General features: G+C 56.6%; 12 protein-coding genes and 3 pseudogenes. 12 read left to right on the top strand and 3 right to left on the bottom strand.

Annotated elements, in window-relative coordinates:
* Nucleotides 1-439 precede the first annotated feature (439 nt).
* Nucleotides 440-682, bottom strand: a pseudogene (locus FNU79_RS18175) (transposase); the annotation flags it as partial.
* Between the two features lie 131 nt (nt 683-813).
* A complete protein-coding gene (locus FNU79_RS18170; RefSeq protein ID WP_143722213.1) occupies nt 814-1,341 on the bottom strand; it encodes a CIA30 family protein in 528 nt (175 codons plus the stop codon).
* Nucleotides 1,342-1,572: 231 nt separating this feature from the next.
* On the opposite strand from FNU79_RS18170, the gene FNU79_RS18165 reads away from it, so the two are divergent.
* From FNU79_RS18165 to FNU79_RS18135, 10 genes and pseudogenes are all read left to right on the top strand, one after another.
* A complete protein-coding gene (locus tag FNU79_RS18165; protein WP_143722212.1) occupies nt 1,573-1,872 on the top strand; it encodes a hypothetical protein in 300 nt (99 codons plus the stop codon).
* Nucleotides 1,873-2,032: 160 nt separating this feature from the next.
* Nucleotides 2,033-2,680, top strand: coding sequence for a replication initiator protein A (locus FNU79_RS18160; protein ID WP_143722211.1), 648 nt, complete (start codon nt 2,033-2,035; stop codon nt 2,678-2,680).
* Between the two features lie 46 nt (nt 2,681-2,726).
* Nucleotides 2,727-3,485: a hypothetical protein gene (locus FNU79_RS18155; protein WP_143722210.1), complete on the top strand. Its 759-nt coding sequence runs from the start codon at nt 2,727-2,729 to the stop codon at nt 3,483-3,485.
* Between the two features lie 1,061 nt (nt 3,486-4,546).
* The gene (locus tag FNU79_RS19565; protein ID WP_263862382.1) at nt 4,547-4,999 is read left to right on the top strand and encodes a type I restriction-modification system subunit M N-terminal domain-containing protein; all 453 of its coding nucleotides are present in this window, start codon (nt 4,547-4,549) and stop codon (nt 4,997-4,999) included.
* Nucleotides 4,996-5,169: pseudogene (locus FNU79_RS19705) on the top strand (N-6 DNA methylase); the annotation flags it as partial. The gene FNU79_RS19565 and the pseudogene FNU79_RS19705, both read left to right, overlap by 4 nt.
* A 97-nt stretch (nt 5,170-5,266) precedes the next feature.
* A complete protein-coding gene (locus FNU79_RS19700) occupies nt 5,267-5,452 on the top strand; it encodes an SAM-dependent methyltransferase (RefSeq protein ID WP_263862381.1) in 186 nt (61 codons plus the stop codon).
* A 129-nt stretch (nt 5,453-5,581) separates the two neighbouring features.
* On the top strand, nt 5,582-5,830 hold the full coding sequence (locus FNU79_RS18145) for an AbrB/MazE/SpoVT family DNA-binding domain-containing protein (RefSeq protein ID WP_143722209.1): 249 nt from the start codon (nt 5,582-5,584) through the stop codon (nt 5,828-5,830).
* Nucleotides 5,827-6,177: a type II toxin-antitoxin system PemK/MazF family toxin gene (locus tag FNU79_RS18140; RefSeq protein WP_143722208.1), complete on the top strand. Its 351-nt coding sequence runs from the start codon at nt 5,827-5,829 to the stop codon at nt 6,175-6,177. The genes FNU79_RS18145 and FNU79_RS18140 overlap by 4 nt, the downstream gene beginning before the upstream one ends.
* 135 nt (nt 6,178-6,312) lie before the next feature.
* Nucleotides 6,313-6,580: pseudogene (locus FNU79_RS19340) on the top strand (winged helix-turn-helix domain-containing protein); the annotation flags it as partial.
* An 841-nt stretch (nt 6,581-7,421) separates the two neighbouring features.
* Nucleotides 7,422-8,801 carry a replication initiator protein A gene (locus tag FNU79_RS18135; RefSeq protein ID WP_143722207.1) on the top strand — a complete coding sequence of 460 codons (1,380 nt, stop codon included), beginning with the start codon at nt 7,422-7,424 and terminating at the stop codon, nt 8,799-8,801.
* A 374-nt stretch (nt 8,802-9,175) separates the two neighbouring features.
* Here the strand turns inward: FNU79_RS18135 and FNU79_RS18130 are convergent, their stop codons facing one another.
* Nucleotides 9,176-9,760 (bottom strand): ParA family protein, encoded by a 585-nt coding sequence (locus tag FNU79_RS18130; protein WP_143722206.1) that lies wholly within the window; start codon nt 9,758-9,760, stop codon nt 9,176-9,178.
* Between the two features lie 445 nt (nt 9,761-10,205).
* Between FNU79_RS18130 and FNU79_RS18125 the strand changes: the two genes are divergently transcribed.
* Nucleotides 10,206-10,451, top strand: coding sequence for an antitoxin (locus FNU79_RS18125; RefSeq protein WP_185974728.1), 246 nt, complete (start codon nt 10,206-10,208; stop codon nt 10,449-10,451).
* A complete protein-coding gene (locus FNU79_RS18120; RefSeq protein ID WP_143722205.1) occupies nt 10,438-10,788 on the top strand; it encodes a type II toxin-antitoxin system PemK/MazF family toxin in 351 nt (116 codons plus the stop codon). Before FNU79_RS18125 ends, FNU79_RS18120 begins: the two co-directional genes overlap by 14 nt.
* The last annotated feature ends 173 nt before the right edge of the window (nt 10,789-10,961 follow it).

Genomic DNA, 10,961 nt, shown 5'->3' with positions numbered 1-10,961 from the left:
CCGAGAAAATCAGTCAGGATTCTAAGCCTCGCGTGCGCGTCGTCTCATTCTGAAAATCGGCCACGCTTCTTCCACCTACGCAGTGCTGTCCCCACAGGGACAGCTCATTCTTGCCCCGCTTCCGAAGCCTTGTATCACAGACGAGTATCACCATGACCATCGCCCAAGAAATCAAGTCCCCGACCGCCGACCCTCCGTTCATCCGCGCCACTGATCTACTGCCGGAAAACCTTCTCCCAAAATGTTTACGCGCTGATCAACGCCAAGCCTAGAGCCAGATCTTTTTCCTCCCCAGAGCCGTTTCTGTAAAGCCGTTGAGTTGAGCGCCAGAACCTGAGTACCCGGCACGCCCGAAGTTCGGTGAGCTTGAACTGTTGGCGGATGAAGCCCACCACCTGGCGCTTGATCGGCGCTTGGGACTGCAGCGTGGCTTCAGGGTTCACCACTTTTTTGCGACCACCTCTTTGAGGACCAAATTGTCGAGCGACAGATCAGCCACAAGCCTCTCCAGTCGGCGGTTTTCTTCCTCCAGTAAACGAAACCGTTTGGTTTCGTCCTTGGTCATCTCGCCGTAGTGGGCCTTCCAACGGTGGATCGTCGTTACTACGACATCCGCTGTCCTGGCAACCTCGCCAATCGGTTGACCCGCCTCAACCTGACCCAAAACGTCTAGCATCTGCTGTGAGGAGTGGCGTCCTCATGGGCGTCCGTTCACGATGATTCGGTGTACCGTTTCCCTTTCATTGCTTCTCCAGTTTTGCCACTGAGTTCGCAACTTTTTTGAACCGAGATTTGGGGGTCACACCACAAATATTACTGGCCCTCAATCCAGTCCACCTCAAGCGCGAACTGTTCGGCGCGGCTGTTGGCGATCATGAACCCGAAGAAAACGACATTGCTGGGATCAAGCGCGGGTCCGGCCAGTCGCTGACCGAAACGGGTAGGGCGTAGAGCAGCGAGTGGAATGGTCACAATGGTCCATTGACCAGCAACCGTGTCAAATTCGGCGCGGTACGTCACGCCGTTGCGGGCGTTGGTCCCGAGCTGGAACAGATACCGCTTTCCGTCGCCCTTGACCCGCAGTCTCAGGGCCGAGAATCCACTCAGGTCAAACCGGCCCGGACTGGACCGGACGCCTGCAAATCCGCCGTTGTTTTCCAGGCGCACCTGACCCGTGAACTCAAGGACTCCATCTTTAATCTGCACCTGGCTGCTGGAGACCCCGCCCATCACGGTGTCGTTCAGGACGGACCAGGAGGGCGTGTTGGCGTTAAATTCCAGTATGGGAGCGGAGAGGGCCATGCTTGAACATAGCGCGGCAGCCAGAGCAAGACCTTTCATGGTTCAAGCGTAGTGGAGCGTGACTTGTCCAATCATAGGTGGGCGGACATTCAGCTCCGTTAGGGGCGGAGTGTGCGAAAACGACGCCTGCGAAGCGCACCTGCTCAACGCTTTGGAGCGTTGGTACGCCTACAAAACTAAGGGGCGCGAGCAGAAACGGGGAAAAATAAGTCTGCACGGCAGGGTAACGCCGACGCTGACTCTAACGCTGACGAAGGACTGTGGGTCCGTATGAACGCTGGTGGCTGGACCACAGAGCTGCTGGGTCTCCACAACGAAAAGACTATCCAGTTAAAGCTGGCCAGACTCATCGAGCGCGGCTTCGCCGATACCCGCACGAATCCCACCCGCCGCTGGGACCGCACACCGCAGTGGCTCTTCAAACGCCTGGCGGTGCAGGATGCCGTGAACCTCTGGGAAATCCAACGTCCGCAGCCGGATCTCGACCCCACCGCAGGCGACACTGATCAGAGCACAGAAGCGATTCGCGGTTTCGGGACGTTCCGTTTTTTCTCAGCGGGTTTGGCTTGAAGGCGGGGAGCGGAGCGCATGACCCGCGCCCGTTTCCGGCGGCCATCTTGCCAGCCAGTGCGGTGTGGTATCCGGCGGGGAGTGTGCTGACGTTGTCGGGACACTGCCCGCTCAATCCAGAACCGACGAGCCCCGTAGAAGATCCGGGTACAATGCCCCTATGACTGAGCGCAAGTCGCGCCGTTCTTCTGTACTCCCGGTGCCGGAAGTGACCAGCGGCTACGACGAACTCAATTTGGGCCGGTTGGCCCTGATGAGCGGGCAGAAAACTGTCCCCTCTGATCTCCACCGTTGGCAAAAGCAGGCCTTGACCCCAGACGGTCGGCCCGTCATCATCACCTGCACTGTTCCGGTGGATCAGGTGGTTCCGCACGGACTTGACAACGACTTCATGGTCGGACTTATCAATCTGTGTTTTGAAGCTGGCCTGCCAGATACCCCTTTCAGCGTTTCCGCTTACGCACTGCTAAAAGCATCGGGTTTTTCAGATTCAGCCCAGTATTACCGCGCCCTGGAAGAGAGCATGATCCGCCTCAACAAAGCGTCTTACACCGTTGAAGAAGGTTGGTATGCTCATGGCTCTCAGCAGTGGACAACGCAGTCCTTCGCGCAGGTCAACTACCTGGCTTACGTCCGCTCCCGCAGTGGCGTTCAGGGCACCAGCTTGGTCACGGTGCAGCTTGCCCCTCCAAATCATGGAAAGTCTGCGGGCGGGGTATATCAAGCCACTGGATCTGGATTTTTACCGCTCGCTCAGTCAGCCACTGGTCCGCGCCCTCTACCGACAACTGGACGCGCTGCATTTTGATGAGCGGACCAGTGATGGCCTCGTACCGGAGATCAGCCTTCCGCTCATGGCTTGGAGTACCCGCCTCGGCCTCGTGAGTGACCGCCCGGATAATCTGGTGCGAACCTTGACCCCGGCCCACAACGAGCTGCTCCGGCGCGATTACGTGACCGAGATCCAAATTACGGGACGTGGACGCGACAAGCAGGTGCGTTATGTTTTCGGTCAAACGCCGGTAGGAAGTCACCCAGAACTGGCAGCCATGCTCAGTGCGCGGGGCGTCAAGCATGGGGTGGCGGTGCGGCTCTCCACGGTCTTCCCAGAACGCATTGAAGAAGCGTCGCGGCGGTTTGACCAGTATCTGAAGGTCAGTGGGCGTCCGGTGGTCAGCCGTGGCGGCCTGATGGTGGCAATGGTCCAGCGACCGGAAGACTTTGCCACTCCAGCGCTGGGTCTTTCCCCTGCTGCACCCTCGACTCCAGGTAGCCCGCCCCCTCAACGGCAGACCAAGCGGCGTGAGCAGCAAGACTTAGAAGCACAGGACACACAAGAAGAGGCGCGGATGGCCGCTCTAGAGGGGCAGATGCTTGCGGACTGGACTCTGCGGCAACTGACTTTGCTGGGCATCGTGAAGCGGTTGACCCTTAGTGAGCGCGGTCATCTCCCTGAGGCAGTGCTGAGTGGCCAGCTTGATGCCAGGGAAGTGGTCAAACACGCGACCAAGGCAGCGAGTGGAGGAGCACCCGCCATCCAACTCGTAGTCGAAGAGGTGCAAAAGCACCTAAAATCTTCCCGTAGTTTCCGAGGGGAATCGGAAAAGGACTAACCCGTAGTTTCTGAGGGGTTTCAAGTAAAAATGCCGTCTCAGTCGGCATTTTTAAGTCCCCACACTATGACCCGTAGTTTCTGAGGGGTTTGCACCAAAAAAGCCTTCAAGCTCCCGTATGTTCTGAGGGGTTTCCAGAAAGCAGTCGTTTGTCCACCCGTATGTTCTGAGGGGAACTGATCCTCTCTTTCCCGTATGTTCTGAGGGATTAGGGGGTTTTCCTCCCGTAGTTTCTGAGGGGTTGAGTGGCCTTTTTCCCGTAGTTTCTGAGGGGTTGCAACGAAAAAGCTGCGCCAGCACGTCACCAGCTCGGCTCTCTGATGATGATTTTCATCATTCTTTTTCTTTTTTTAAAGCACTAAAGATCATCAAATCAGCAGGAGGAAAATTCAGAAATTGGTTTTAGGAGTCTGGGGAGAATCACCTGGATGTTTTTGCCTCAACCGTTTGGCGCTCGACAAAATTCTAAGTGTGGAGCGGCAGACGAGGATTGGGCTATATTAGGCCGCTGTGAAGCTTCTCGAATCCTGTTGTGTAAGGAAATGCCAATTAGCGCTTGTCGAGGCGTGAAGGGGCCATTCAGGGCCGTTATGGATGGTTTGTGCCAGGAGCTAATACTACCGACTACTGAAGTGGCCCACAAACCGGGGGTCTGCGCCCCGACTCTTTCCGTGAAAATGTGAAGCCACAGAATCGTATCCTCTCAGAGTTACCGATCCTATCCAGATGATTTTCACTCAGACAAGCGGCTTGGTTCGCCCTTTAGCAGCCCACTCACAGCGGCAAAACCCGTTGGTGCGAGGTGATACAACTTTCTGGCAACCTACCTTCAGCAGCCCAACTTCCGTCAGCTTCTCTAAACTGGGCAGACATGACCCAATCTGAACCTTTTCCCCTTTTCGCTGCGCCCAGCAAGATCGATCAGGGCGAAATCAACACCATCCTTTGAAAAGCTTGCGACACCTTCCGGGACACGGTCGACCCCAACAAGTACAGGAATTACCTGCTGTCGATCGCTCTTTGTGAAATACATCAGCGACGTGTGGCAGAACCATTACGACATGCTGAAAGAGCAATTCAGAGACGACGAGGAGCGCATTCGACGCTGCCTGGAGCGCGACCGCTTCGTGATGCCGCCCGGCAGCTTGTTCCTCGACCTGTACCGGCAGCGCACCACCGACAACATCGGAGAAATCATCGATCAGGCCCTCATCGCCATTGAAGACGTTAGCAAGGGCAAGCTGGCCGGTGTGTTCCGCAACGTCACCTTCAACGGTGAGGCGGCGCTGGGCCAGACCAAGGAGCGCAATGTTCAGCTCAAGCTGCTGCTCGAAGATTTCAACAGCCCCAAGCTCGATCTGCGGCCTAGCCGAATCGGCAACCTCGACATCATCGGCAACGCCTACGAATACCTGATCTCGCGGTTCGCTGCCGGAGCGGGCAAGAATGCTGGGGAGTTCTACCCAAGGGCAAGGGCGATTACGCCTTCATCAGCCACAAGATCGCCAGCATGACCGAGGTCGGCTCGCGGATGGTGGTCGTGGTGCCGCACGGTGTTCTGTTTCGCAGCGGCGCGGAAGGCAAGATTCGGGCGCAACTGATTGAAGAGAACCTGCTCCACGCGGTAATCGGGCTGCCGACCAATCTGTTTTTCGGCACCGACATTCCCGCCGCGCTGCTGGTGTTCCGCAAGGGTAAAGCTGGCAGCGACGTGCTCTTCATCGACAGCCAGCAAGAGTTTTGCGGCGGGCAAGAACCAGAACAACTTGCGGGAGAGGGATTTGGCCCGCATCGTGGAGACCTACCGCACCCGGCAGGACGTGGACAAACACGCTCGTGTGGTGGCGCAGAGCGAGCTGAGCGCCAACGACTCCAACCTCAACATTCCGCGCTACGTGGACACCAGCACTGAGCAAGAAGAAATAGATGTGGCCGCCCTGCAAACCGACATGGACGCGCTGGAGTAGGTGTGGGCGCAGGCGCGGGACAAGATGCGCGGGTATCTGGCGAAGTTGGGCTTGTGGACCGGGAACAGGTGCCCGCCGCTGCCACTCTGCTCTGTTCGTGATGTATCATGATGCGTATACGGAGGCGTCATGAAAGGAACCATTCGCAACTGGGGCAACAGCCTCGCCATTCGCATTCCCCGCGATTACGCCAGCACCCTCAATATTCAAGACGGCAGCGACGTCAAGCTTGAGCTGACAGAACAAGGTTTATTGATTGTGCCCAGCCGCCCGAAGCGTCACCAACGGAAGCTGGCTGATTTGCTGATCGGGGTCACGCCTGAGCTGATCGGCGGAGAAATGGACTGGGGCGAGCCGCAAGGCTCAGAAGTGTGGTGACGCCGGGCCTTCCCGTTCCCAAAAAAGGCGACCTGATCTGGTTGGATTTCAACCCCCAGGCCGGACACGAGCAAGCAGGCCGCCGCCCCGCGCTGGTCATTACGCCTTCGCTATTCAACCGCTCGACCAATCTGCTTTTTGCTTCCCCGATTACCAGCCGGGTCAGGGGTCACGAATTTGAAGTTCCCTTGCCAGCGGGCCTGAGTATCAGCGGCGTCATTCTGGTGCATCACACCCGTTCTGTGGATTGGAAAGTACGCAACGCCGAGATCATAGAGGCCGTGCCAGAAGAAACCCTGTTTGAGGTTCTGGACATTCTGAACGCCGTTGTTGAGGACGAAGAATGATCTCGGCCCATTTTGCTGCCCCGCACCCCCGCTCAAGCTTCTGCTCCCGTTGGCCCACACAGGCCACGTGGCAATGAGCGACGTGAAGACTGTGCCGGAAGGATGGGAGACAAGAAACTTACGCGTACTCACCACTTCCCAGATGAGACTTGGACGACGCCCCGTGTCCGTGACCTCATTGGTCGTCAGCTTGGGGTGTGGTACCACGTTGACCACGTTCGCAAACTGCTCCATCAACTGGGGTTCTCTCTTCAGCGACCTCAGAAAGGCGCGTTGGAACAGAACGAGCAGGCCGTGAAAACCTGGGTGCAGACCACGCGCCCAGAGGTTGAAAAAAAAGGTCGAGGACGGGGCCACGTTGATCTATCTAGATGAAGTCGGCTTCAGCCTGAAAGGAAGTGTTCCACAACTTTTCTAACGCAAGTCGGCAGGTGACACAGAAAACGGCAAAGCCGTTGACCGGGATATCCTGGCTGCCCGCAACCATCACCAGCACCTGCGGGAGCACCACCTGCCCTGCTGCATATGCCGGCTAATCTGGCACTCTCCGCTGGAATTCAGCTACCTACTGGCCGTACGGCCCACGACCCTGTTTTCCAAACCCCTCCGCAACAGCTCCTTTGACCGCGCAGCATTCAGCAGCGGCAGCAGCAATCCGACTCTGTCTGAGTTTGCCCAGTAGCCCGTTGAGGCGTCAAGCAGTGGTCATAAATCACGGCACCTTTGTGTGGAAAGAGAGCAGACATCTATAGCCACTCTCAATCACCAGCATAACTTTTACCTTGCCGATGATGACAATCCAGGCTTTTGCTGTCCGACACCTTTGCGTGATTTGTTCTACCCGGTCTGAATGTGCGGAGCAATTCAACGTCCCAGACAACGAATTTGATTGGTTTGCTGAATTGATCTTTTGTACCGACACCTTTGCGTGATTTGACGAACTGATACCGACACCTTTGCGTGATTTTCAAGAGTCAGAGTACCGACACCTTTGCGTGATTCAGGGAATTATGCCGTGCTGGTCGATGTTTTCTGTGCTTTTTTCTGTTTCACCAGTCAGTACCGACACCTTTGCGTGATTGAGTGTGAAAAGTACCGACACCTTTGCGTGGTTAAGGGGCAGATCCCCGACACCTTTGCGTGGTTTTTGAGTAGAAGTACCGTGCAGGACACAAAACCCACCTCGCCTTGTTGTTGTTTTTTATCTTTATTATTACTACAAGAAAACAACAACAGGAGCTGACGTGGCTGACCCAGAAACCTTCAAACCCAATACTGAGCGCCGCGACGAGCGAAACATTGCCCGGCTCGGAATCATCAGTATCCAGTCGCGTGTCGACGACGACCTGAAGACCTGGAAAGCTGAGTTCAATATCGATGGCCGCCCATACCGTGTGGAATGCGCAGCTCCTTACGGGCGTCCACACGGCGTGGATACGGATATCATCCTCGCTGCTCAAACCTTGTTCGTCCGGGCAGGCTGCCCTGCACATGACTGGCTTCATACCACTGCCTACGAACTTCGGAGTGTGGCCGGTCTTCCCGATAACGGCCGTACGTATCAGCGCGTGCGGGAGAGCTTGAAGCGCCTCTGGAGTACCGGTTTTCTCATCGGTGAAGGCTGGTACGATCAATTGCGCGACCGGCAGATCTGGAGTTCAGATACCCTTCGGTATATCGACCGCATTCGTTACCACGAGATGGACAGTGAACTTGAGCAGCTTCCAGGACTGGATCCTGCGGCGACCCTGAGCATCAAACTGGGCGAGCAACTGGCGGCCAGCATCCGTGCAAAGCACACACAGGTCCTGGATGGACGCTTACTGGTGCAACTTGAACAGCCGCCAGCCCGCGCGCTCTACCGCCTTCTGGAAGCCCACAGGGTGGACAGTGGCGGCGTGCGGCGCATGCTGCTCGAGGTGCCGCTCGTGGACTGGCGACTGGCCTGCGGAATTCAGACAGACCGCCCGGAATTGGTCCGCCGTGCTCTGACGCCTGCCCACGATGAATTGATTGCCATCAACTACCTTGCTGGCGTGGTCATCAAGGGCCGTGGGAAACAGCAAATCCTGTACTACACCTTCTCAGAGGACAACGCGCCGGATCCTGCCCTGATGGAACTGCTCATCGGTATTGGCGTGAGCCGCACAGCCGCCACCGTGTTGGTCAATGAGCACGGTGACCGGGTCGAGACAGCCGTCGCGTTTGTCCGCCACAAGCAACATGAGGGCCGCGTCAGGAACCCTGGGGGTCTGGTGGTTGATTTCCTGCGCCATGATGGCAAGTATGTTCTGCCTGAACAGCTGGGGAATCCTGCAGTCGAGATAGCCCGGCGCGCCGTCGCCGCCTTGCAGCGCGCTGAGGAACTCGCCGATCAGGAAATTACCCGTGAGCGTGCCCGTGTAGCCGCCTTGGCTCCAGAGGAGCAGTACGAGGCTGTGAAAGCTTCTCTCAAGCTTTTGCTCAAACCGTTGGGGAAGGAAATGCTGGCTCTTGTCGAGGAGCGTTGCCGTGCAGGTGTCCTAAACGCCATGCAGGAGCGAGACCAGGCCGCCGCAGCGATGGCGGAACTGCGCATGCAAGAGTATTTGAACGAGCTACGTAGCCGACTCCAGCCCATCTGATGAGCGGGGGGCTTATTTCGTCGATGCACCGCTGTTGGGTGGGTCTAGATGCGGGAAGTCTTTGCCGCGCATGACCGGCAAAAGTCACAAGACAATACTACCTATATGAATAGATAGATATCTATCTATTTACTCCTCTACCCAAGCCGTGAGGATCTCCCGGAGGATGGTATTCATGTCCTTCCCGCTCTGGAGCGCTTTGATCTTCACCTGTCTACGGAGAGATTCTGGAACAGCTACATTCAGCTGCACAACGCGTTCCAACGTAGCGGATTCATCGGTAGGTAGAACCGTCCGTGCGGCTGGAAGTTCGGTCGGTGATCTGGGGGGTGAATCGCCCGAAAAAACTGCGCCGAGCTTGGGTCTCTTGCTGGTCATTCCATCAACTCCTTCCATACGGCAGCGTATTCATCAAGGTCCGTGGGTCCAGCACCGAACGCTGCCTTGTAAGCCTCAAGTTCCCGGATGCGGGTGGTCAGGACAGGCAGTCCAATGAGGGCCTCCTCGGCTTCCCTGGCAAGCCGCCGCCGTGGGTTGTAGCGGGTCAGTAAGATAGCGACGTCAAGCGCTTCACGCTGGGCCTGAATATCCGCGAGCAGCTCGAGGGTTGGGCGCAAGCGGTCGATTTCTAAACCCGTGGGGGCAACAGGGACAAGGGCAATGTCTGCGAGACTGGCCGCACGCAGTAAGAGTTCCCTGGAGTTGGGCGGCGTGTCGATGATGACCAACTGATTACCCACCTGTGCCGCCCTGACCTGACGGGCGAGTCGGTCCGGATCGCCCTCGATCACGTCAAATGGCAACTGGGCATGTGACGACCAGCGGTGGGCGCTGTGTTCGCTGTCAGCATCGATGATGGTCACGGAATGGCCAGCGGCGACAGCGACGGCGGCGAGGTAGACGCTGGTGGTCGTCTTGCCCACTCCTCCTTTGAGGGAGAGTACAGCGATAGTCTTCATTCACACATCGTAACAGAATAAATATCTATTTGTCTAAATTTATATTTACCTATCTATTTTAATATTTATAAGAGGTAGGAGTGGCACAGTCACTTCAACTGTTGGATCCAGAGAAGCCTCCGGGCGGTGGCCGCTGAATTAATAAGAGAAGAATCCGAACGGCAGCACGGAGTTGCTATTTGACTATATAAATACTTACCTAGGTAAATATTTCTTTGACCTCTCAGCCTCGTTCCAACATTTGGCTTGCTCTCCCCATTCGGCGGTGGCTCTGATTGGCCTTCCCTTTGAAAGACGGCCTCTCAATGAACGCGATCAAGTTGTCATCAGATTTCCGTACATAATTCCACTTATGTCGTTTATTGAGCTTGTGCTGGAAAGTTGGGGCTTCTACCCAAAATAATTCCTACCAATCTTCCTACCTACTTTCTGCTAAACTTTCTTCATGACGATAGGCAAGATCAGCGTGAGTTTGGAGCAGCCGCTGCTGGATTTTCTGGTGCAGTATCAGGAGAGCCATCAGGTTCGTTCCAAATCCGAAGTGGTGGCTCGGGCCATCATGTTGCTGCGTGACCAATCCCTCGAAGCTCAGTACGCGCAGGCGTTGACCGAGTGGGATGAGAGTGGCGAAGCGGAAGTCTGGGACGTGGCTGTAAGCGACGGACTCGAGGGCCACGATGCGGCGCGGTGACATTTATGTCGCCGATCTTGGTGCGGCCCGGTCTGGTGGAGCGAACAAACACCGCCTGGTGGTCATCGTCAGTGCCGACAGCCTCAACCGCACGGTGGCCCGGCTCGGTGCAGGCGCGGTGACCATCGTGCCGCTGACCAGTAACGTCACCCGCGTTTACGACTTTCAGGTGCTGCTTCTGGCAGAGGAGACGGGCCTTGAGCAGGACAGCAAAGCCCAGGCTGAGCAGATTCGTACGGTTAGCTTTGCGCGGTTGAGCAAGGCCTCAGTAGGTCAGGTGCCTGCCACCTTGATGACTCGTCTGGACGCCGCACTCCGGCTTCATCTGTCGCTGTGAAAAATGGGGGAGTTCTTGGTGAAAAGGGGAAGACTCTTGTTCCTCTTTTCCGTCGCTCTGACTTTGGAGTGCCGCAGTGAGCTACGACCTGGTGTTGGCGACGGTCAGCCTTGAGGCTTCAGCTGAGCGTCTGGTGCAGCTCGATCCGGCTGAGCGGCGACGCCGGACTGTCG

Source organism: Deinococcus detaillensis (assembly GCF_007280555.1).
Classification (GTDB): domain Bacteria; phylum Deinococcota; class Deinococci; order Deinococcales; family Deinococcaceae; genus Deinococcus; species Deinococcus detaillensis.
This window is presented reverse-complemented; position numbering and strand designations above follow the sequence as displayed.